A 23419-nucleotide genomic window follows, 5' to 3' on the forward strand; every position below is an offset into this window, starting at 1 on the left:
AGTTAGGATCTTCTCACTTTGGTATTATTATCCATTTTCATTTGATAAAGATCAAAACCTTTTGCCCAAAAATCCTTTTCTATTTTTTCGAGCTCGAAGCCCATTTTTTCATAAAACTTGTATACTAGCTGTGATGTTCGAACAATGATAAGTTCAACATTTAGATTATCATTCAAATGATTGATTCTATGCTGCGTCAACTTTTTTCCGATTCCTTTTCCCTGATGTTTTGGGTCAATCATATCCCAGGAAATTCGAGCAATTTTTTCGTCAGGAAAGTAGTTGATTCCACCAGCACCAATAATTTCAGAATCCTCTTCATAAATAAAGTAATCCTCTATTTCATTTTCGAGGTATTCCTTAAAATCAAGTTCCTCTGAAGTAGCAAAGTATTCAGGGATATTTTGCCTTAACAATTGAATCAGTTTTGATTTGTCTGTATTTGAATATTTTCTGATCATCCTTTTGTTATTTTTTAGGAATGGTTCGGTTTATTGTGCCAACACGAAGAATGTATATTTCGAAAAACCAATCAAATTTATAAACAATAAAACTTAATTAAAACATTTTACAGTAGTAATATTTAAGAGAATTGAATCCTCACTTATCCTATTGGAACCGACAACAGCATACAAACAGAAAAGCTTTAAAAGCTATGGGTTTCCCCAAGTTTTAAAGCTTCAATCAATACCTTTTAACTTGTAGTTACCAGCCTAACAGCTATTGTTATTCTGTAACTGTTTTCCTTGTATATTTCATGGTGTAATCTCCATTTTGTAGCACCAACTTTTCTTCCGTTAATGTTTTAACTTCATAGCTTTCCTCATCGATTGATGAACTGCCATTTCCAATGCTTTTAACGGTTAAAATTAATTTGTTCCCTTCCAGTCTCCACTTCTGATACAAAAGGGTCGCCATATTATCTGAACGTGCCGTTCCATCTTCAAGTAAGGAAAAATGAAGTTGAGATGCCGATGTATCCAACCAAGAGCCTACCAATAACTGTTTATTGACAAGGACTTCAGATTTTTCAACTCCTTCTTTTTTAATCTTCTTCTCCCCTGTGTTTTTGCTTTCCTTACAGGCTCCAAGAGAGATTAATCCCATCAGTAGTAAGCCTAATATTGTTCTAGTCATGTTGTTTGTATTTTAATTCTTAATTATTATTCATCTTTAAAGCATAGCATAATCAAGATACATATTTTATACCATATCATTCTTTACCCAAATACTTTTCCTTTTTTACTGAGACCTACTTTAATATCCCAAATCTTCGTTTATCAGTACAATTTTAATTCGGTTTTTTGGATAGGATTTTTCTGTAATGGTCCACGTATTACAAATTCTATGAGGACTACTACAATCCATACATTTACCAGTTTTCTGACATGGAATATTTAAGTTTTTATGGCTTTGAGCATTCTTTATTGCTGCAATACCTTTCACCCTCCTCCTGGCTGATTCCAAATCTTTTACAATCTTATTTCTCCCAACAAACAAAACCACATGTCTCGGTCCGAAAGTGAGTGCTGCAATTCTATTTCCAATCATATCCAGATTCACCAGACAACCCCTTTCTGTTATGGCATTACTCCCGGTTAAAAACAGATCTGCAGTCAAAGCCTTTTTCCTTTGTGAAATTTGTTCGCGCCAAGTATCCTCTGGCTTAAATGTATCTATAAACTCATATGAATCGGAAGTTTTGATATAATCAAGCACTCTGGTTTCATGCATTGTTTTAGAATCACCATAGGAAACACTCTTTGCGTTTAAGGTTGGCAATATTTCATTAACAAATGTATGATATGCAGATTCTGAACTCTCTGAAATGAATACTTCAAAATTGTTCCGTTCCAGCTGTTCTTTCGTCTTTACTAGTAAATCCATAGTATATCCTGATTTGATTGCTGTCTATTGGTACATGCTGACTTTTTCTAATGTTGCTCTTTGTGGCTTGTATATTTTAAAAACAAGCATTGCACAAGTATATCGCGTAAGAGCAATCAAATTTATAAACAATAAATCTTAAACAAAATATTTCCCACTTTAAAACTTTCAAATTCAATACTTCGATTCCTTCTGACTCCAAATGAAAAAAGCTCTAAAGCCAGGAGAATTTCCATGACTTTAAAGCTTCCCTTGTATTTTAAGATATAAACTACTTACACAAAAAGAGTTGGGTTTCTATCTGATTTCTAATGGCTCTTTGTCTTTCAATCAATGTAAACTTTTGTTTCTGAACCGAATTTAAAGCCCCACTTGCGTTTAATGCCATAATTCCGTTGTAAGAAATCCATTTTAAACGGAGTTTCCATTTTAATTGTTTTTCCGAAAGACTTTATTCTTTAGCTTGGGTGGCATCGGTCCACGTGTCGGTTCTAAACGACGAGGCAGGCAAGAGATTAACATCATAAAGCGAACCCATCACCCAATTGCGCCATGCATATCGCACTGCCACAGGTTTTGGCACTTTATCGCTTTGTACGAAAAGCTCCTTTCGCTTAATAATTTTTGCAGTGGCAGGATAAAATACCTTGTCTTCTCCTGCAATCTCAAATCCTTCCAGCTTGTCATAGGCATAAAGTCCTGTTTCTGCATTTTTAAACTTTAGAATCAATCCGCCGTTTTTCACTTCTTGCGAATCAAAAACAGGAGCAGCACCATCTATGCTCTTGTAACCATAGGTTTCGTGCAGCGCGTTGAATAGTAGCCTGTCTGCCACCTGTTTCTTTTTGGGCGGATGAATGCTTACAGCATCTCCAATATCCATGGTAATGGCAATACCAGAATTTGGAATCAAATCTAAACACTGCAACTGAGTTTCGCGAATAAAGGCCGTATTGTCAACCTCTTGAAATGCATTGTTGTTGCTGTAGGTAAAAGGAGCAATTTGCACGTAGTAGAATGGAAAATCACCAATTCCCCATCTTTTGCGCCAATCTTTCACCATGGCCGGAAAAAGCTTCTTGTACATCTCAGGCTCATGACGATTGGCTTCTCCCTGGTACCACAATGCCCCTTTTATTGTGTAAGGAATTAATGGGTTTATCATTGCATTAAACAATGCTGTGGGAATCTTGTTTGTCTTTTTTGTAATGTCTACTTCCTCAAGATTTACCTTTTTAAAGCCGTCCATCACCTCCTTGCTTATCCATGCCTGCACTGCACTGCCACCCCAGGAGGTATGGATCAATCCTACTGGAACATCCAGAATCTCCTGCAGTTGTTGTCCGAAGAAATAGGCTACAGCACTAAAGCCTGCAACACTCTCAGGTGATGCTTGCTGCCATGCGCTATATTCCTTGGCATCTTTTATGGGAGTCTTGGAGCCAAACCTATTAACAGTAAACAAACGCAAATTCGGATTAGCCGATTTTGCCATTGCCAGAACAGATCCAAATGTAGGCTGCCCGGTATAGCCCTTCATGGGTTGCTGCATGTTTGATTGCCCCGAACACAACCATACCTCTCCAAACAGGATGTTGTCCAGGCTAATGTTCGATTCCTTGCTTTTAATATTGATGCTTTGAGGTTCCTTGCTGTTGTTGGTTGTAACAGCAATGCGCCATGTACCTTTGTTGTCGGCTTTAATGTGAATGGCCTCATTCAGCCAGGAGGTTTCAATGGTGATTTTCTCATTGGCATCGGCCCAGCCCCAAAGCTCTACAGTGGTGTTGCGCTGCAAAACCATATTCGACGATACAATTGCCGGAAGCTTCACCTCTGCATGAATCGACTGTAGAAATAGCAGGTTGACTATTGCCAGGGTAATTAATGTTAGTTTTCTCATATTTTTTGGTTTTATATCTAATTAAGGTTGCTTTTCTTTTTCGATAAGCTTGTTGGTTTAAGTTGAGTTTTGTTCTGGTTTACCATCAAATAGTTGAAGCTTAAAAAAGCATGCTTGATAATGGTATCAGATTCAGAATTCTTATTCAATAGATCAGACTTTTATGCTTTAGAGTGCAGAAAGTACTTATATACAATTAAGCACTTATGCTCTATTAAATATGCAAAACGCCTCAAGATGCAGATATTTGCACAAAACAACTAATGGTTTTAATGAAAGGCTACTCCTTTTGATCTTACTATTTCAATACAGGAGTCCAAAGTTAGCTAAAGCATCTTTAAATTACATAAATCATTTCCAGGAGATACTTTTAGTATGTCACTGAAAGAAAAACTTATCGTACAGCTCGTACTGTTAATCTATAAATGATTAATAAACCCTCTTGAAGTAAGAATCTCAATCACTAGTAAATACATATTGTCCTAAAAAAATTAAACGCATGTAAGGTCGCTAATAGAAAATGAATGAGACACAGCTTACTTACTACCACTTAACTTCTTGGCTTTTATGGAATACATATGAGGAATTTTAGTTCCATGTTTTTCGGATACCCATCTTCCTTCACTAAGTTCAGTCAGGTTGGGGAAACAGTTGTAAACCTGATAAGGAAATTCATTCATGAACTCAATCCTCATTCCATTTGAAATCAAACTATTCAGAACCTCACTTAAAGAGTGATGCCATTCAATGTGCTTTAGGTTTTTATTGGAAATCTCTGACTTGTCGGTATAAGATTTCTCTACAATGGTCTCCATTGGTGCTGACTTGAAATAACTATCAGTAATTTCGGAATCATCATTTAGGGTATAAATAAAGGGATGGAATTCAACTATGTAGAACACTCCCCCTGGTTTTAGATAACGGTTTATAATTTTCGCCCATTTGTCAAGATCATTAAGCCAATTGATTGCACCATAAGAGGTATAAACGATATCGAAAGTTTCATCCAATACCTTCTCAATATCATATACATTGGATCGCACAAAGGTTGCCGGAATATTTAGCTCTTCAGACAATTCAGTAGCCTTCTGAATAGAAGCATCAGAAATATCAAGGCCCACCACTTCGGCTCCTTCTCTTGCCCAGGATAAAGTATCCATTCCAAAGTGACATTGAAGATGAAGCATTCGCTTCCCTTTTACATCTCCTAATTCTTCCAACTCAATATGGTTCAGCGAAGTTTCCCCTGCTTTAAAAGCTTCTACATTGTAAAAACTAGATTCTGTGTGCAAAGCCGTCAACTCATTCCAGCTCTCTCTATTGTGTTCAAAATTATTCATTTGTATTCTTGTTATTTAAAAGGCTTGTTACATTTTGTCGCAGACTCTCCATAACAATAAGGAGGTCATCATCTTCTAAGAAGTTTGGTTTTCGTTTTGTGATGTTTTATTAGTGCTTAGCAATTCTTTCGTATATTAATTCTTCAGGATGAAATTTAATTAAACGTATTTTTTCAACTCTTGCTGAGATGTCTTGCATGTTTTTACGCAATACCTGGAAAGCATTCAAAAATTCCTCTTCAGCAATACCCATCGCAAGCGTACAATGTGGAATCCAATTCTCAGGGCGATAATAAACCCACTGTTCTGAGAATGTAAACAATTGGTTATACAGTTCTTTTTGAAAAGCTAATAAATCCATTGTTACTTTTGGATTTAAAAAAATAACATTTTCTGCTCCCTGAAATGTTCCCAAAGCATTCATCGAAATTCTTAATGACGGTATGGCTATATTTTCTATAAGCTTTATCGTTTTCTCAACATCTATTTCGTCAGCAACTGATAAAGCCATATGAGGAGTGCATTTTAGATTTGTCAATTTATTTTCGATACCATTAGCATCTATGCTTTCAATTAATTTATGAATCTGTTCTTCACTTTTGGAATCAAATATTATTTCAACTGCATATCCCATCTTTTTTTTATAAAATCGCAATTTTAAGCTTATTTTTATCCTATTAACTTTGATTCAAGGTACTCTCCTATTGAATCAACACTGCTTGCTATTTCATGTCCCCAGAATAAGTCACCAGCAGTATAAAAAAACTCCATATCCCCATCTTCATATATATTCAGTCCATAGAGTTTAATTTCCGTTGAAAATTCAGCTTTATCTATTATGCTTTGATCTTCGTCTAACCAAACATCATTTTTCAACTTCAACATTTCATTAATCATGGAATCTTGAAGTTCTTTTGATTTAGCAATGGCTTTTTTTGTTGTCAGCAAATTTTTATCAAATTGCTTTTTTTCAAAGTTTGAAAATGAAAGTTGAATTTCGGTGTCATCAAGCAGGATTTTACCACAATAACTATCTAACTCATCATCTAAAGTTAAAGTGCCAAAAAAATCTGTATCAATAGTTTTAGCAGCTTGTTTTTCAATTTTAACTTTCTCCTTAAACTCATTTGTAAATCCCAAAAAAGTTTCAAGTATTTCACTCTCTGATAATTTATAAAAAGTCCATAATTTGTTAATTTCTTGGAAATTTGTTGTGATTTTACCATCATCGAAAAATATACTGATGATATCTCCATCTAATTCAAGCTTTCTGTAATTTATTCCTTTAGGTAATATTACATTTCTAGCATGAACAGCATCGCCAAGGATTCTGACTAAGGTCATCCCTTTATGAGATTCTTCATTTTCTGCTGCAGCATTAAGCATATTTTGTTTGTCATCTACAGTATTGCATAAATAATCGCGCATAACAACAAAGTAATTTCTATCCAAACTTATAGCAGCCAATGGATAAGATTTTGTGAATTTATAAAGTGCATTTGATTTGTTTTCAAATTCTGCCCTCAAGGCTTCAGTTAAATTAGAAACTTCCCATCCGGTCATTTCTTTTTTCTTTATCCATTTTAAAATCATTTCAATATCACCTATTTAATTTATAACGATCATACTACAATCTCACGGTATCAAACTCTATCCAGAATGTGTTAACATTCATGGAATTTAGATTTTGCCAGGTAACCCACCAGCAAGGAATATACTAGTGTTTTATTTCATTGTTGATATTCTTCCTGACTTTATCAATTTTCTTTTCAATTTCTGAATAATATTCAAGAATAAAGTTTCTGTTTTCCTGAATCTTCCACAGGTAAATCAGTAGCTTATTTCTTTTATTCTCTTGAATTTTTAGAGGCAAATCAATTCCATTAACATTGCCAACACTGTCAATGTTAAAGTGCGGGGCTAATTCTTCATTAATACCTTTGAAATAGTTTTCTTGAAATTGCATTTCTGAATATTCTTCTTCTAATTTCCTTAAAGTGTTATAGTCATACTCATATAGCGTGATTATTTGAAGTCTTAATGAATCATTATTTATTAATTCCAGCCCTTTTGATTTCAAGGTTTCATATCCGGCTATATTCTGAATGGATATAAAATCACGCGTAAGTTTTAAATAATGGTACATCAAAGAATCAGCATTTATGTTCTTTCCTGTAAATACTTTTCTAAAATAGTTGCAGGCAGTAATTCCATCACGATGCCCCTTTTCATTCAATTTAATATCACTCAAGTCTTTTTCGAGGCCATTTGATATTTCTGTAAGAATTTTATTTTCGGATCGAGCATCTCTCCTGTTTTCATTCCAATTGTTTAATGCAAATGCAGAAACAACAGCAATAAAAATTGACAAAAACTCAAATCCGTATTTTCTCCAATTATCAAATTTAATTTTTTTCATGATTGTTCTTTTAGCTTAGCAATGGGTCTGGTTATACCCTGGCTTTTTATCTCCAAATGTTTTTTATATAATTTAAAATTAACTTCCCTCTGGCCTCTTGCTTCTTCTCACTTCCAATTAATAATTGATCTCTTAGTTTCATAAATGGTTTCTCGATGAATAGATGCAATATCAATCCGCCTATTACAGCAAGGATCAGGCAAATCCAGAATACATTTTGCTGAATAAATCCATTATCGATATCGGTGACCCAGATTTTCACAAAGTGATATACCTGCTTATGACTTAGGTAAATGGCATAGGATAATGTTGCAATGACAAAGGTGAATCGAGATTTTAACTTGTAAAGAATACTTGTAGGACTAATGGCTCCAATCACAATAAATCCATAGGCCAATGAAATCAATGGCAATCCATAAACCATTGCTTTGAACGAAAGGATACTTTCACAAACTTGATATGCAAGCAGAAATAAAATAAGTCCCAGCAAAAGGCTACTATTTCCATATTTGCTTAAGAAGGTTTGCCAGCCTGGTTTAAAATTAAAAATTGATGCAATCAAAACACCAAGAATCAATCCATCCATTCTGTTGTGACTTGGGTAATATACTTTTTCGAGAAGTCCTTGAACCATCAGTCTCCTACTACCACTTTCGATAAAAGGCTGAACAAACTCATTCCAATTGTAAATTCGAAGTAAAATACCTACTCCAATTAAGGCAAGCATAAAGTATGGCGCTAGCTTTTGTAATCGCGTTTGAAAAAACAGAATGATGCTGATAGGCATTAGTAAATAAAACTGTTCTTCTACACATAAAGACCATGCATGGGAAAATGATTTCTGTGTTTGGCTGTCGAGTCCATAGTTTTGAGTGAAAGTTAGAAATTTCCATAATGGTGGCAATCCCGAACCTTCTCTTAAACTACCCAATGAATAATACAATATCAGTACGGCTAAATATGCCGGAACAATCCTAAACAAACGTTTCATGTAAAAACGCTTCAAATTGATTTTTGAATTGCCCTTAAATTCCTTTAAAAGCTGAAAGCCGATCAGGTAACCACTCAAAACAAAAAACAGATCGACTCCAGTCCAACCAATCCGTTTAATTGGTTCTAACCAATCAGGAATCCCTCTCCCATAATGAAAGATCATCACGAGAATAATTGCAATTGCCCTTAAATGGTCTAATCCATGCAGCCTGTTTGTATTGTTCGTGAAAATCTTAATCATTCAGTTTTTTGTTAGTGCTTCGGTTCTTGGTTTCTCCATAAAAGTCTTGCTAAAATTTGAGGACGATATACAACTACCACCTTATCAAACAATGTTTGCATTTATTGTTTTTGTTACTTTATCATGTTGCTCGCCACCGCCATTTAGATTTTGTAGTAATCGTTATTTTTCATCTTCGAATAAGTTTTCTAGTTCATCAAAATGTATTAAATCATTTTTAGAAGAATCTGGCAATCTTACTGGTTCTTTAGGCATTAGAAGTGGTTTATAATAGTCTTTGTCATTATAAATTTGATTTTTAATTTTCGTAATATATTCTGAAACTTTTAGAGCATCCATTAAACCGAAAGTAAATAAACTTAACGTGTCTGATTGATTGTAGATTATTTCAAACCTCAAAGTAGATTGATGATTTGAAATGCTATGATTTTTTAATTTAGAATAGATTGTTTCAAAATTTAACGTGTCCGAATTGTCATATTCATATAATCTTCTTTCATAATGAGCAATTCCATCAAAGTCATCATTTATTGATACCTGAATAAATACACTGTCATTCTTTTTTGTAATAACATCTTTTTCATATCGTTCACTGTGACAAATACTCATATTAGAATAAACTATGATCGTATCTAATTCAGTCATTAACTCTGAAAACCTACCAATGTCACGAGTTAATTTAAATGAATTGTCATTATTTTGACTGTAAACCAATTCATTTGAAATCAAAATCGCTACTAATATGAAAAGTACTCTCATTTTCAGGTTTTAATTATTGCTTTTAAAACACAAACTACAAGCTTACGCTATCGAGAGCCACTTTTTGATGGCTTGTTGTGAGTAGTTTTTTATTGTTTTCTGTTTCAATATTTTTGTCAATATAGTCCTTGTAAATTTTCAATAAATGCTTTTCACTATTTAAAACATCTTTTATATGAAGAGATACAATTAATTTACTTTCTTTAGAGCTATCAAGGATATTTAAATAAACAAAATTTACTAGTCTATCTAACTTACCATCAACAATATTTGATGTGTAATCCATTTCAGCAAGTATGGACATTATTTTAAAATCAATTGCATCAATCTTATTTCTTTTATATAAATCCAATCCTGCATTACTCAATTCAGAAGCTTTTAAACCGCCCATTCTCCCAAATATTTCACCAATTACGATTGGTGTTTCAATGTATTTAACAAGTGTATCGTGTAATTGCATTTGCTTCTCAATTACTCCTTTCAGACTAGAATAATTTGCTTCAACTTCACTATTAATAGTTTCAATAGATGCTTTATGATATTTTCGTACTTGATAGTTTTCTTTGAAATTGCTTATCACTAATGCAATCAACACACCAGTTGTTACTATTGTAAGTTCCTTTAGAAATGATACAACCTTTTCCTTTCTTAAATTTATTTTCATAGTAGTGAATAATGTATAATACTTATAATGACTCTCCTTATTTTTCACTCTTATCCTTCCCATAACTTGGGAGTGTTGCGATTCACTTCCGGATGCTATTCCTTACCCATAACTTCTAATACCAATTGTGAAAACGGCATGAGCCACTTCTTCGCAAGCTCGCACTACCTAACATTTTATACATCGGCATTATACTATCCCCTATAAAGGCTCATTAAATATTACATTTGGTATAAAATGTAAACTGGTACATTTGTTTTTCTTATCTCCGATTAAAAAGTTGCACAATACTGATTCCATGCTATGTATTGTGCACCTAACATATATTACTTCGTTAAATTTATACACTATAATTTTTATTTAAAACATTTTACAGTAATTAATTTTAAGAGAATGAATTATTCTTTTTCCTGTACTGCTTGTTCAACAAAAAAAGTGTTCCTCAAAGATTTCTTCATGGAACACTTTTTCTTTATTACAAATGAATTGGCAATAGCACAATTTTTAAGTTATGTGCTAACCAATAGCATTAGACATTTATTTGTACATTTTGTTTTATCAAATTATTAAGAATAGAGCTTATTGTTTTTCCAGATAATTTAATACCTGTTCTTTATAATTTCTGCCAATGGTAAACTTTCGGTCATCCAGCTTAATGTATGACGATGTGTAGTGGTCCATTTGATTGATATTAACAATGAAAGAACGGTGGATACGTATAAATATCTCTGCAGGCAATTCCTTTTCCATACTCGTTAATGATTCGTAGCAAATGAGACTGTTTGTTGTCGTTTTAATTTTGATGTAGTTATCTACTCCTTCAATATACAGTAGGCTTTCTACAGGTATATTATAATTCTTTTTATCTGCCTTAATATGAATGATATCTTTTCGCTTTGTTAGTTGTTTTTGTTCCATTGAAAGAAACTTGTTGATTGCTTTTAAAAACCTTCCGGTTGAAATAGGCTTTACAAGGTAATCAAGAGCGTTGAGATCAAAAGCATCAACCGCAAATTCCCTATAAGCAGTGGTAAAGATCACATAAGGTTGATTGGGAATGGCTTTTAAAAATTCAATGCCAGAAATAGATGGCATATTAATATCTAGAAATAATAAATCAATATCTCCTTTGTTTAAAAGTGGTATTGCATCAATAGGCTTTGTGTACATTCCAACACACTCAATCTGATCACTAAAATTTCCAATATGTTCCTGTATCACTTTTATTGCCAAAGGTTCATCGTCAATAATCAGACAAGTATATTTATTTTTACCGGGCATTATCTTACAATTTTTAGTTTAACTTCAAACAGGTTCCTATCCGTTGATATTTGTAAATCATATCTATTCTGATACAATAGATCAAGTCTTTCCTGCACATTTTTAAGACCTAAACCCTTACTCTTTTTAGTTTTGTGTTCAGCAAGTACAGTATCATGTTTGTAATTATTGATGCTGAATTGTATTCTGGGTGAAGTGATTTCTAATTTCATCGAAATAAAATCCTTGTTGGTTTGTTTTAATCCATGCTTGAAAGCATTTTCAACGAAGGGAAATAGAATTAATGGGGCAATTTTTATCCCAGTTACATTCTTAGGAAAATCAGTCGTTACATTAAAACTATCGTCATGTCTTATTTTTTCAAGCTCAATATAATTGTTGATGAATGCCACTTCTTTGCTTAATTCTACCTTTTCTGTATTGCATTCGTAAAGCATATATTCCAATAAGTCAGATAATCGTACAATCACTTCTCTCGAAATAGCAGGGCTTTCATTTACCAGAGCATACAGGTTATTCATCATGTTGAAGATAAAATGAGGATGAATTTGTTCCTTAAGAAGTTGTAGCTGAACTTCTTTAAACTTTAACTCCAACATGTTTTTTTCCTTCTCAATAATTGATTTCTCTTCTTTGGATCGATAAGATTCTTTCGTAAAATAAAAAACAGATGATAAGAGTGAAATTAAATAGGTACCTGTTAGAAGAATAATAACATCTTCGAAAGATGGCAAAATTGTATCGGGAAGGGCAATGTTGCTATACAAAGTGATAATAAACAGAGCAAAGCTAATCAACCATAAGCTTATAATAAGCAAGAAAATGAGTAAATATATAAATAAGCCTCTTTTACCTTTAAATAAAAACTTAGGAATTAAAATTTTATTACATATCCTAGCACTCGCAAAACTTATTATTAAAAGCAAGATAGATAGGTTCGTACGTATATGAATATCGTAATGTCTATTACTGAAAACAAAAAACATAAATAAAGCTGCTATGAACCAATAAATGATTTCCCAGATTGAAAAAAAATTGTTTCTTGATTTTATGTTTTTATTGATAGCCATAGCTAACAAATATAAAAGGAAATTGGCTTCGTTAATAAATATGATCCTTATTTTATGCCAACAACACGAAACGCACCCTGAATAACACAAATACTATTTATTGTTTTAAATTTGTTGTTAAGGATGCCATTTATGTTGTTCCCATAATAATATTTAAAAGCTTATCATGAATATTTACTATTGTTCCATTATTAATTTTAAAATTTAAAATCATGATAATTAGATTCTTTTTCGAGGGTGGCCCCACTTTCATGTCTCTTGTTTACCTGATGTGGATCATCGTAATTAGCCTGGCAGTTCGTTTTATCATTTTGTATCGCGGCAGTAAAAATCCTCAAAAACTAAAAAAGACAAACGATGGTATTTTGTTTTTTGGGAGTCTCGCATTTTTAATCGGGATAAGCGCGCAAATGGTAGGTCTTATTCAAGCTTTTGATGTTATTCAAAGCATGGGCGGTAACAGTATAGGCCCACATATGCTAGCGGGAGGATTAAAAGTTTCTTTTATCGCCCCATTTTTTGGCATGATGCTTCTCATTATATCATCTATCATTTGGTTCGTGTATCGAAATCTAAAAGATTATCCCTCGAACATTCAAACTATAAGTGAGTAAAAAGAAACATTAGGGTTTAACAAGTCTGATATTTTAATACCTGCTACAGATAATTCTACAAAAAAAAGTTCCAGGAAGCGTTATTCCTGGAACTTTTTTCCATATCATCCATAAGTTGGCTATGGAAGAAAGTCCAACTCATTCTAATCGATCACTTTCCATATGCTACCACACGTAACATAGTTCAATCAAATCAGTTATCTTCTTTGATCTTGCTTTAGAAATGGAACATGATAGAATCATGCATTAGGATATTTTTTTTAATTAAAAATCGCCTATATATGCTTTTCCAGTTAGTTCTGGATTTTTATTTTGTAATTCATATTCAACTTCTTTTATTAATCTACCTCTATCCTTTGGCAAACTACCTAATAAAGATAAAACATTCGATTTATGAGTTGCATCTACTAAAATATTTTCCACCTTAATATTTCCAATTAACAATTTCATCTCTTCCAGTATTTCATAGGCATCTAGAAGTTGAAATTCTCCATTTTTTACTTTTCTATATAACGAAGTGTTTTCCACAGGAACTGTTGTCAGAATACCGACATTTTGAGGTTGAATCTCATTAATAAGCTCAGATGTAGCCATAATATGCTTACCTGAATCCTGACCTCCTAAACCTAACATCACCATTGTTGTTAAGTTAATTCCTGATCCAACAATATTTTTACCTGCCTCTATAATCTCTAAGGAGCTCGCCCCTTTTTGCACAACTTTCAATAACTCATCATCTCCAGTCTCTACACCAAGATATACTTTGTTTAGACCAGCCTCTTTTAAAAGCTTTAGTTCTTCGGCACTTTTATTAAGAGTACTTTGAGGGCCTGCGTAAGTACTTACTTTCTGAAGAAAAGGAAAGGCTTTCTTAAGTTCTGATAAAATGCGAAGTAAATCTTTTGTATTCATAGAAATAGCATCTCCATCACATAAAAAAACTTTGAGCAAGCGTCTTCCCATACTAACCTTTGCCATTTTTATATCGCCAATAATCTCTTCTACACTTCGAATTCGAAATTTACGATCCTTGTACATACCACAAAAAGTACATTTATTATGAGAGCATCCAACTGTACATTGTAATAAAAAACTATCTGCCTCTGGCGGTGGCCTAAAAATTTTACCTTCGTATCTCATATTCTACTTTAATTGTGAAGTTTATAATGAATTACGCTGAAAAGATTGTGAAAGTGTTGCTCTTCCCATTTCGTTAATTCCGTCATTTATTTTATCAATCATACTTTGTTTATCAGCAGGTAAATTGCCAATAACAGGAAATGTGTTCGTAGGGTGGATACCATAAAAAGGAACATTAGTCAATGTAATCCCATTAATTAAAGCTTTCTCTTCCTCAAGAATTTCAATTTCAGTTGCAGGTAAAAAAATCCCTTTTTTTGCATCCTCCGCCATAGGTGTTCCCTCAAATAATCCCAAAGTACCTGCCCAAATTAGTTTTGGTTTTGTTTCATTTAAGAAATCTGCTGTATGCTTGGCATTTTCTATTCCTTTATCTTTTCCGGCCACACCAAGCATTAAACCTGCCATATAGTTTATTCCTGCAATACTAAGTCTTGAAAGTTCAGTTTTTGCTTCTTTAACTGTGTACCCTTTATTTATATCAAGAATCACGGTATTCCAGCCTGATTCAACACCTACCCATAAATCATTTATGCCACAATTTTTCAGCTCTCTAAGATCATTGTCACTCTTAGATTGAATATTTTGAATTGAAGCGTACATAGATATTGTATTGCACTCTGGAAAATATCTCTTGATCAACTCAGAAATCTTTTTCAATTTATTGGCACTTAAAACAAATGCATCACCATTAACTAAAAAAAAACGTTCTGCCTTTTTATAAATCCTTCTGAGCTCTATTAAATCCTTTTCAATCTGATCTGTATTTATTACTCTAAATTTAACATCGTCATACATATTACAGTAGGTGCATTGATTATGAGCACATCCAACTGTAACTTGTAATAGCATACTATTTGCCTCTACAGGCGGTCTATAAGTTGTTCCTTCAAAATTCATAAACTATAATAATTCGCATTTATAATTAAGTGGGAACAAAATGAATGTTCCCACTTAGACTTACTGTTAGCAAACATTTAAATTATTGCTGCTTGGAAAGTTCTGCTGCAGTATCTGCAAACAATCCTGGAAAATCAGATGCTTCGCGCTCGGTTTGTCCACCATGTTTTAGGAAAGCATTAAAGATAGCTTGGGTTTTATCCTCCCTGGCGCGATCTAGAAAATAACGTAGTTCTAATTTTGCACCAGCTTTCTCATCCCTGATTGAAGTCTCTACAATTTCTTTATACATTTCAATATCTCTAAGGTCTAGATTTCTTGTTGCAGCAAGCATCTTTTCCAAAAATGTATCAGCCTCTGACTTAGGTATAAACTGAGTAATGATATTTAATTTCTCTGCCTGTTGGGCAGTATAATCAGCTCCTGTTAGTAAAGCCTGAAGAGCTTTACCTCTCCCCATTCTTCTTGCAAATTGTACAGCTCCCTGACCACCAGTAGGTATGTTTACTCCTAATTCTGGTTGTGCAAAAGCAGCATTCTCTGTACCATAAGCTAAATCGCAGGCCATAACGAATTCATTTCCTCCTCCTCGTGCAATTCCATCAACAAAAGCTATTGAAAGTTGCTTCATGTTTTTGATATTGTCAATCATATTATTAAACTCAGTAGAACCCGATATTCCTTCTGGAGTTCCATTGATTAAATTCAGATCAAAATGAGCAGAAAAAAACTGATTATTAGATGATTTAAATAATACTACCTTGATTTCTTTATCATCCTTAAGTGAGTTAATAAAAGCATTTACCTCCTTTATTACTTCTATAGTTAAAATGTTAACTGGTGGATTACTAATCATCACATTTGCAACACCCTCTTTCTTTGTAATACTTAATTTACTCATAATTCCTTTATTTTTTTGATTTATAATCAAGTACAAATTTAGGAGGCTATGAGATCTGGCACAAGATCAATTTGAATGCAAAAAGGGTAAATTTCGCTAAATAATCATTCTGAATATCGTTTTTTAAATTGATTTGGGGTTAATCTGGTGTTTTTCTTAAAATACTTAATGAAATTTGTAGACTCCTCGAACCCCATTGAAAAGGCCAGTTCGCTACTTTTAATATTAGAATTAACTAGTTTTCTTTTGGCCTCTGTTATTATAAATACGTCAATAAATTGCTTTGCAGAACTATTCACAATCTCTTTGCAAATAAGATTCAATTGCTGGTAAGTTATATTTAATTTCTTGGCGTAATAATCGGCGTTTCTACTTTTAGAGAAGTCAGTTTCCAAAATATGTAAGAATTCTAAAAATGTATCCAGCTTGTCTGTTTCTTTTGGATACAAAGCATTTAGTGTTTTTAATTGTTCTATTTTCGAAAAAATGATAACATATAAGGAATCAACTATATGGTCATTATTAGTATCAGGTTCATCAGTATTATACTCATTAAATAAAAGTTGAATATAACTTTCTGTATTTGATTTTTCGGGTATATAAAAAGCAGATCTAAATAAATGAGGAGTAAACAGACATATCATTGCGTCTTTAGGAATCCTACTTAATTGCTTCTTCAAATAGTCTTTCGTAAAAATAATAACAAACCCCTTGCTCTCATTATCAAAAGAAAAAGCATTTATTTGCCCCGGAGTTAAATAAACCAATGTATTCCTATTTATATCATGCCAATTAAAATCTACTAAATGTTTGCTTTTCCCCTCTGTGTAAAAAACAAACATGTAAAAATCTAAACGGTGAGGTCTTTCATACCTCTCACTCTTATCTCTGTTTTTTAAGTCATCAATGCTAAGGATTTTTATTCCATCTTTCTTAAATCGATTAGATGTACACTCTATTAATGGGATATCGGTATTCATATATTTAAATTGTAATATTGAGCGAAGCCAAAAAGTAAGGCTATATTTTTTGATTGGCAACTGTATATCTCTTTTTTAAAGAGATTTTTTAGAATAATCGCCCAAATAATCACTTTGTAACTTCCTGTTTTTTCATGAAGTCCAGTACCAATTTGTATATTAATACAATTCATTACTCTTCTTATCAATCTTGCCTTTGCAAAACACAATCAACAAGCGCAATTACCAGGGGATATTAATACTCCACTTCCAATTCTGCTACCAAAGGACGATGGTCAGATACGATAGGTTCCTCCAACAAATCAATACTTATCGCCTTAATTTTTATATCATTTGTATTTCGAAAAATAACATGATCCAATTCAACTTTTGTTTCTCCCTGAAAGCTTAAATTATCCTCTCCTTTGTTTATGAACTCAAAACCCTGCTCATTAAAATATTTCATTGTAGGAGAAGCTGGTGAACAATTGAAATCGCCTGTTATTATTACTGCTTTGTTGATAGCATCCAAATATTGCATCAGCGCTTTGGCCTGGTTTAAACGAGAAGACACTCCCTCTTCACTTTCTATCCAATCGAAATGAACATTTACAAATACAATTGTACAGGCTTTAGCAATTTGCACTTCGTGAATTATGGCAGAGCGAGCTTCTGCTATTCCATCAGGCAATTGTAATCGTTTTGTTGAAATGATAGGCTTTGCCGACAGGGTGGCCATACCATATTCACCACCATCAAAGTCCATGAATTTACTAAAGGTTCCTGTCATCTGTGTTTTTTCAGCCAAATAAGAGCTTTGTTCAATCTTGTTAGTACGCAAGCAAGAATTATCAACCTCTTGCAAGCCACACAAATCAGGAGCTTGTTCTTTTATTACTCCTGCTGCACGCGATAAATCCAAAACATTGTCCATTCCTTCTCCGTGCCTGATATTATAAGACATTACTTTCAGCTTCGTAATTTGTTTCTGTTCGCATGCATAACACACACACATGCACACACACAATACAATTAGCATTATTCTTTTCATGGCGTTTTCTTTCATTAGGTTTGGTTTTATTCTATGGGTTATCATTTTCTTAAATAATGGGTGATTTTTATATAAATCCCTGTTGTTACTCTTGTTATTGATTTTGAAAATACGAGTTACAAGCTCCCACAATCATGGTTTAGTTCTCAATATAGGTAATGAAATCAAATCCAACTTTACTTTTATGAAAACGAATCTCAATTTCATTTCCTCTATTTATTGTTTCTCCTAATTCTTCACTACAAACTAATCGTTTTCTTTCATCTCCAATATAAAAGTATAGAGTATATGTGCCAGAACTACCACGATAACCCTGGCTATAATCTTTATTTTCAACTATTACTTTATAATCCGAAGTTTCTGAAAGCCTCTCATTACATATGGTAGAAGAAAACATTAGAAGCCCCACAAAAATAATTGATAAGTAAAAAGGTAGCGTATAATCATATTTAATTGCTTTATCCCGATTAATCCTTTTTGATAGTTTAATTCCAAACAGAATACCTAGAACAATAAAAATTGCCCCAAAAAGATATGGCTTTTCGTAATTTACAATAGTCTGACTTACTATTATATATATTGTAAAAAAACCAATAATCATTGTTACAAATAATAGAATTCCAAAAATAGTTTCTTTTATTCTCATTTTAATTATAAGTGTAATTCCCCCCGGCTATCCCACGAGACCTCACATATTGTTCTTTTTTAGATTTGCAACGCTATAGAATCGCACATCTGCGGAGAGTCATCTTAGTTTTTCTATAATCTTAATAAATTCATTTCCTTCTCCCATTTTCAATTCTTCTCCTTCCATGCTTTCATATGGAATTCCTCCTTTAACATCTCTTACAACTCCATTTTTATCCAAAAACAAATTCATTGGGTATGTTTTTATACCTAATTGATCGATGAAATCTTTCGCATCCACCAAATGCTGAAATTCAAAAGGGTGCTTTTCCAAAAAAGACGTTACGTCTTCTTTTTTCTCATAGGTGATAGCAACAAAGTTAAAGTCATCTTTGTACTTTTCTTTGATTTTATTTAGAACTGGCATTTCGTCAACACAAGGTGCACATCCTGTAAACCAAAAATTTATAATGGTTGGTTTGCCTTTTAATTGCTCCGAATTAAATTTCTCATTTGCCAAAGTATTCAAGTCAAATTTTGGAAACTCCTTGTTTTTATATGCAGATAACTGTCCTGAATTCTTCGGGTTTTCAGGCTTATTGTAATTAATTGTAAATGTTATTCTTGAAATAATAGAGTCTTTTTTCCTTTCAGTAGTGGTAATCGTTAAATTTCCATATACTTGTTTTCCCATTACTTTACTAATTTTCTCAACTTGCTCAGAAAGGATTTTATTCGCTTCAGCTTCTGTAATCCTATTTTTCCCATCAGTAGTGTAATATGTCGTTTGAGAAAATGAATTCATCGAAATGAGTAATAATACTGCTGCTATTAAATATTTCATATTCTGAATTATTATTATACTTCCTATTGCTTTCACAAAATACGAGCTACAAGCCCATATTAACTAAAGAATACACTTAATAGTATCTAATGATTTTTTCTATTTTTTGGGGATTCAAACTTTCTCGATCAACAGTTATATTTTCTATAAAATACTCAGAAGCCTTAATTTCTTTGCTTTCAATGTCCTTCTTTATTTCAGAAGTACTTATATAAACATAGTTAGCCACAGCAAAATTGATCTGATTATCAGAAACATTAGTGATATTGTATAACTGATACTTATATTGTCCATCCAGATCTGTTTTAATTACATATAGATCATTTTTCTCAGGAGCATTCAGAAAGTTCTGTAGTAGTTTTTCATTATAGGATTGAAAGCCCTGATCGCAAATCGTAACCATTAAAATTATTGAGATTAACCTTAGTAAATATACTTTGTCCTTAACTTCATTTCTTGTCACTTCGGGCCCATACATATTATTTCCAAATCCTACTTGAGAGAATAGAATCATTATCATATAAAGATTATATAAGGGAATGAATATTGTCACGAAACCCGATGGTGATTTACCTATATCCTGAAGTCTTCTGCCACTGTAAGAAGCTACTGATATTAGAAAAAATATCACTCCTACAATTAAAAGAACAGATCCAAAAGATTCATAAAAACTTGATACCCCTTGTAAATCATCAATCATAAAGTTTGAAATCTTTACAACTCCTGTCAAAATGGCTATGGAAATTGCTATGTTCCAAGCATATTCTTTTATGGTAATTCTTCCTTTTGTTTTAAATGGATTCATATATGTATTATTTTATATTTTCCCTACTATCGCATAAGTCCGCTCATATGGTTTTATTTTAGATATGAATGCGATAGAATCGCACACCAATATGGCTTAGCGGGTTTCTATCATTTAGGATCTACAAGCTTAGATTCAAATATTATACAGTGTGGCATCCAACAATCTTTTTTCACAGTTCCTATTTCATGTCCGTTTTTACAGACCTTATTAATTCCATCCATTCCGTCAAGATCGCAACAACCATTAAGTCTTTTAAAATCATTATGATTTTGAGTATTTATAAGATCTTTAAGGTTGATTATTATTTTGCCTTCAGAAGCTGTAAAATATCCTCCATCACTTACGAAGTAATATCCTTTGGGTAAAAAATCTTTACCATCATCTTCTGTTAATAATTCTCTATCTGATAACTCTACCAACTCATTTGTCAATTCAACATTACATTTTTTGCAGAATACTTTCATTTCTTTTTTTTATAATAAAATACTAATTGTATATCAACACAAGCAGTTAGTTTAGTCTCCTTATCACTTTTACCTTTGCAAAATACGAGCTACAAGTTCGCGCTAGCCGAGTTTAAATATTTTTATTTCTTCTTTAAATCAAAACCTAAGTTTATTTGCAACATTATTGGCCAAATATTTCCATTTCCATGAGTATCGAAATAGTATTGAGGTCCAATATCAAAAAGCAAATGAAAGTTTTTTCCAAATTTCCTTTGAATTCCCCAAGTAGGACCAATTGCGAAATCGGAATCAGAAGTTCGATAAACGTTCTCGGCAATTGAGCTTCCACGGGTTATAAACCTTAAAGAAACAAAGTTTCCAGAGTTATTATCAGTTACTCTATTCTTTCTCTTTCGTTTGTTCAGATTGAAAAACCATTTTTGCTGAACATCTAAGAAAGGACTAATGACATAAATAAATCCATTCCCGGCATAAGTCAGATCGGGATATCCACCACCATATCCGATTCCAAGTTCAGCAGAAAATGTAGAATAAGTGCCTGTTGGCCATTCCATTTCAACACCAGGATTTAGAAAGTTCACTCTCAAAACTTTTTCCGTTCCAGGTTTATTCTTTTCTTGAGCATAGGAAAATGTAATTGAAAGAAAGAATAATAGACTTAGTAAATTTTTCTTCATTTATGTATTGTTATTTTATTTCTTCATATTCAATATTGGTTACTTCAAACATTCCTTCACCAATAGGATCAACCACAACATTTACTTTTAATTGATCTACATTACCAACCACAGTAAAATAGAATTCACTTTTACTTTTAACGTGTCCCATTGTTCCTTCCACCGAAAAACCTGTTGTCTTAAATCCCCCGATCTTTTTCTGAATGGTTGAATCTTTTTTGATGTGTTCAACAGCTGCTTGAAATTGTTTTGAAGTTTTAAATGATGCAGTTGTAATATGAACAATGATAACCCACAATACAATCACGATCATCCATATTTCTTGATAGTGCTTTATATAGTCTTCAATTTTTTCGGATGTATTTGTGGGTGCAGATAAACTTGGAAACAATCCTCTCTTTTTTACATTATAACTGAATGTCATCAGTATCCCTATAAAGATAATCGGAGGAGCTCCATATAACCCAATATTATAGTATGGATAAAGATCAAATCTTTCTAAAGTAAATCCAACACACCATAAAATTGCTCCTATTGTATTTGCCAATTGGAATTTTTTCATTCTAAAACTCTCTATTATTAATCTTAAAAAAAACTTTATTCGTGAATAAAATTGCCTTTTAAAATAAACATCAACCCATTACTAGTCCTCTCGTGAGATTTTGCTTTAGATATGAAGCCACACGAAGGGATTGATTTTATCGAACTTCGTTTCGTGCGGCAGCGGGGGAGTTTTCACCAGTAGTTGAATCAAGTCTACCAATCATCATCACTACCAATGTTTTTAGGCTCAAACATTTTCAGGAAAGTATAATCGTAAATAGGTACTGAATTTTTAATAAATAATCTTCCAAAGAGACCTTTATTAGTGATTGCATGCGCATTCAAAAGCTCTATACTTCCTTGACTTCCCGATGAGTTATCCTTTTTTTTAATCAAAGTAATTTTATTAATGGTAACGCGATATCGTGATTCTTTAAACTGTATTGAAACAAAAGCAGAATGATAATATTCATAAATTAAATCAGAAGCTTTGAATACAGAATAGCCTGCACCTCTATGGTCTGGTTCGAATAGTCGTAATTCGCCCGTTAAGCCATTATCTGTAAATTCAATTTCTTTAAAAATGCCTGAGTTTCGAAAATACTCTTTAATGGCACTCTTTTGAAGTTCACTTTCAAATACTTTTTGCCAAGTGACTTCTCCCCTTACATTTTTAAAATTTCTTTTACTTTCCTGACTATAACCAGAAAAACTTAGGGTAATGATTGATAATATTATTAGTAATTTTGTCATCAGGCTTGATTTTGCTTGTTATTATTTTAATAATTGTTCTCGAACTTCCATTAGTGCAAAACCTAATAAATTTAGTCCTTTCCATTTTAATGGATTTTCAATGTGTTCATTATCTTTTGCAAGTCCAATTCCCCAAATTGTATCCACTGGACTTGCTTCAACCAATATTCTTTTCTTGGTTGATAATAGAAACTCTTTCAAGCTTTCATTTTGGTCGAATTTCGCAAGGTTTCCTTCTTTAACAATTTCAAATCTATTTTGAATCCAAATTTCTTCTTTAAATCCAGTAACTTCACGTCCAAATTGTTTTGCTTGTCCAGGTGATTTTGAATTTATTATTCTTTCTAAGTTTTTTTGATCATTGAATAGTCTTGCCTTTTCTGCCATCATATAGTGTTCTGCAGAAAAATATTTAATTCCTTTTATTTCAAATTCAGAAGACCACCATTGACTTAAACAAGTCTGTCCGATTTCAGCATTTTTTAATTTTTGGTGTCCCCAGAAAAATAAGAACTTCTGTTTCTTACTTGCCCGAAAATCCTTTTGTATTCTATCAATATTATATTTCATTTATTTCT

At 32.7% G+C, this 23419-nt stretch carries 27 protein-coding genes; 1 reads left to right on the plus strand and 26 read right to left on the minus strand.

The features are described 5' to 3' along the window. Positions 1–2: 2 nt before the first annotated feature. From BXY64_RS20750 to BXY64_RS20810, 13 genes are all read right to left on the minus strand, one after another. On the minus strand, positions 3–461 hold the full coding sequence (locus tag BXY64_RS20750) for a GNAT family N-acetyltransferase (RefSeq protein ID WP_120241887.1): 459 nt from the start codon (positions 459–461) through the stop codon (positions 3–5). A 265-nt stretch (positions 462–726) separates the two neighbouring features. Beyond that, positions 727–1137 (minus strand): lipocalin-like domain-containing protein, encoded by a 411-nt coding sequence (locus BXY64_RS20755; RefSeq protein ID WP_120241888.1) that lies wholly within the window; start codon positions 1135–1137, stop codon positions 727–729. 120 nt (positions 1138–1257) lie between these two features. Next, complete coding sequence (locus BXY64_RS20760; protein WP_120241889.1) at positions 1258–1887, minus strand: lactate utilization protein; 630 nt, start codon at positions 1885–1887, stop codon at positions 1258–1260. A gap of 451 nt (positions 1888–2338) precedes the next feature. Then, positions 2339–3790 (minus strand): sialate O-acetylesterase, encoded by a 1452-nt coding sequence (locus BXY64_RS20765; protein ID WP_120241890.1) that lies wholly within the window; start codon positions 3788–3790, stop codon positions 2339–2341. Positions 3791–4326: 536 nt separating this feature from the next. Then, a complete protein-coding gene (locus BXY64_RS20770; protein ID WP_120241891.1) occupies positions 4327–5130 on the minus strand; it encodes a class I SAM-dependent methyltransferase in 804 nt (267 codons plus the stop codon). A 109-nt stretch (positions 5131–5239) separates the two neighbouring features. Continuing rightward, the gene (locus BXY64_RS20775; protein ID WP_120241892.1) at positions 5240–5764 is read right to left on the minus strand and encodes a 2'-5' RNA ligase family protein; all 525 of its coding nucleotides are present in this window, start codon (positions 5762–5764) and stop codon (positions 5240–5242) included. Between the two features lie 35 nt (positions 5765–5799). Further along, positions 5800–6723, minus strand: a complete 924-nt coding sequence (locus BXY64_RS20780; protein WP_120241893.1) for a DUF2262 domain-containing protein — start codon at positions 6721–6723, stop codon at positions 5800–5802. A 124-nt stretch (positions 6724–6847) separates the two neighbouring features. Then, positions 6848–7549, minus strand: a complete 702-nt coding sequence (locus BXY64_RS20785) for a DUF6090 family protein (RefSeq protein ID WP_120241894.1) — start codon at positions 7547–7549, stop codon at positions 6848–6850. 46 nt (positions 7550–7595) lie between these two features. Next, complete coding sequence (locus BXY64_RS20790; RefSeq protein ID WP_120241895.1) at positions 7596–8783, minus strand: acyltransferase family protein; 1188 nt, start codon at positions 8781–8783, stop codon at positions 7596–7598. Positions 8784–8945: 162 nt separating this feature from the next. Beyond that, positions 8946–9542, minus strand: coding sequence for a hypothetical protein (locus tag BXY64_RS20795; RefSeq protein WP_120241896.1), 597 nt, complete (start codon positions 9540–9542; stop codon positions 8946–8948). 34 nt (positions 9543–9576) lie between these two features. Then, on the minus strand, positions 9577–10269 hold the full coding sequence (locus tag BXY64_RS20800; protein WP_147376067.1) for a hypothetical protein: 693 nt from the start codon (positions 10267–10269) through the stop codon (positions 9577–9579). Between the two features lie 516 nt (positions 10270–10785). Beyond that, the gene (locus BXY64_RS20805; protein WP_120241898.1) at positions 10786–11487 is read right to left on the minus strand and encodes a LytR/AlgR family response regulator transcription factor; all 702 of its coding nucleotides are present in this window, start codon (positions 11485–11487) and stop codon (positions 10786–10788) included. Then, a complete protein-coding gene (locus BXY64_RS20810) occupies positions 11487–12557 on the minus strand; it encodes a sensor histidine kinase (RefSeq protein WP_120241899.1) in 1071 nt (356 codons plus the stop codon). The genes BXY64_RS20805 and BXY64_RS20810 overlap by 1 nt, the downstream gene beginning before the upstream one ends. A gap of 212 nt (positions 12558–12769) precedes the next feature. On the opposite strand from BXY64_RS20810, the gene BXY64_RS20815 reads away from it, so the two are divergent. Next, a complete protein-coding gene (locus BXY64_RS20815) occupies positions 12770–13171 on the plus strand; it encodes a MotA/TolQ/ExbB proton channel family protein (protein ID WP_120241900.1) in 402 nt (133 codons plus the stop codon). Positions 13172–13435: 264 nt separating this feature from the next. Here BXY64_RS20815 and BXY64_RS20820 read toward each other — a convergent pair whose 3' ends face one another. The 13 genes from BXY64_RS20820 to BXY64_RS20880 all read right to left on the minus strand — a co-directional run bounded on the left by BXY64_RS20820 (position 13436) and on the right by BXY64_RS20880 (position 23411). After that, a complete protein-coding gene (locus BXY64_RS20820; RefSeq protein WP_120241901.1) occupies positions 13436–14311 on the minus strand; it encodes a radical SAM protein in 876 nt (291 codons plus the stop codon). A gap of 21 nt (positions 14312–14332) precedes the next feature. After that, positions 14333–15211, minus strand: a complete 879-nt coding sequence (locus BXY64_RS20825; protein WP_120241902.1) for a radical SAM protein — start codon at positions 15209–15211, stop codon at positions 14333–14335. 82 nt (positions 15212–15293) lie between these two features. Further along, positions 15294–16112 carry an enoyl-CoA hydratase/isomerase family protein gene (locus tag BXY64_RS20830; protein WP_120241903.1) on the minus strand — a complete coding sequence of 273 codons (819 nt, stop codon included), beginning with the start codon at positions 16110–16112 and terminating at the stop codon, positions 15294–15296. A gap of 104 nt (positions 16113–16216) precedes the next feature. Then, positions 16217–17092, minus strand: coding sequence for a helix-turn-helix domain-containing protein (locus tag BXY64_RS20835; RefSeq protein WP_120241904.1), 876 nt, complete (start codon positions 17090–17092; stop codon positions 16217–16219). 235 nt (positions 17093–17327) lie between these two features. After that, positions 17328–18137, minus strand: a complete 810-nt coding sequence (locus BXY64_RS20840) for an endonuclease/exonuclease/phosphatase family protein (RefSeq protein WP_170150724.1) — start codon at positions 18135–18137, stop codon at positions 17328–17330. A gap of 124 nt (positions 18138–18261) precedes the next feature. After that, on the minus strand, positions 18262–18768 hold the full coding sequence (locus BXY64_RS20845; RefSeq protein ID WP_120241906.1) for a hypothetical protein: 507 nt from the start codon (positions 18766–18768) through the stop codon (positions 18262–18264). A 99-nt stretch (positions 18769–18867) separates the two neighbouring features. Further along, positions 18868–19593, minus strand: coding sequence for a TlpA family protein disulfide reductase (locus BXY64_RS20850; protein ID WP_120241907.1), 726 nt, complete (start codon positions 19591–19593; stop codon positions 18868–18870). Between the two features lie 76 nt (positions 19594–19669). Beyond that, positions 19670–20398 (minus strand): DUF805 domain-containing protein, encoded by a 729-nt coding sequence (locus BXY64_RS20855; RefSeq protein WP_120241908.1) that lies wholly within the window; start codon positions 20396–20398, stop codon positions 19670–19672. A gap of 110 nt (positions 20399–20508) precedes the next feature. Further along, on the minus strand, positions 20509–20865 hold the full coding sequence (locus BXY64_RS20860) for a hypothetical protein (protein WP_120241909.1): 357 nt from the start codon (positions 20863–20865) through the stop codon (positions 20509–20511). Between the two features lie 122 nt (positions 20866–20987). Then, positions 20988–21545, minus strand: a complete 558-nt coding sequence (locus BXY64_RS20865) for a hypothetical protein (RefSeq protein WP_120241910.1) — start codon at positions 21543–21545, stop codon at positions 20988–20990. 10 nt (positions 21546–21555) lie between these two features. Continuing rightward, complete coding sequence (locus BXY64_RS20870; protein ID WP_120241911.1) at positions 21556–22107, minus strand: cytochrome c oxidase assembly factor Coa1 family protein; 552 nt, start codon at positions 22105–22107, stop codon at positions 21556–21558. 194 nt (positions 22108–22301) lie between these two features. Continuing rightward, positions 22302–22841 (minus strand): hypothetical protein, encoded by a 540-nt coding sequence (locus BXY64_RS20875; RefSeq protein WP_120241912.1) that lies wholly within the window; start codon positions 22839–22841, stop codon positions 22302–22304. Between the two features lie 21 nt (positions 22842–22862). Further along, positions 22863–23411 carry an NADAR family protein gene (locus tag BXY64_RS20880; RefSeq protein ID WP_120241913.1) on the minus strand — a complete coding sequence of 183 codons (549 nt, stop codon included), beginning with the start codon at positions 23409–23411 and terminating at the stop codon, positions 22863–22865. Positions 23412–23419: the final 8 nt, after the last annotated feature.

The sequence above is a fragment of the Marinifilum flexuosum genome (genome assembly GCF_003610555.1).
GTDB lineage: Bacteria > Bacteroidota > Bacteroidia > Bacteroidales > Marinifilaceae > Marinifilum > Marinifilum flexuosum.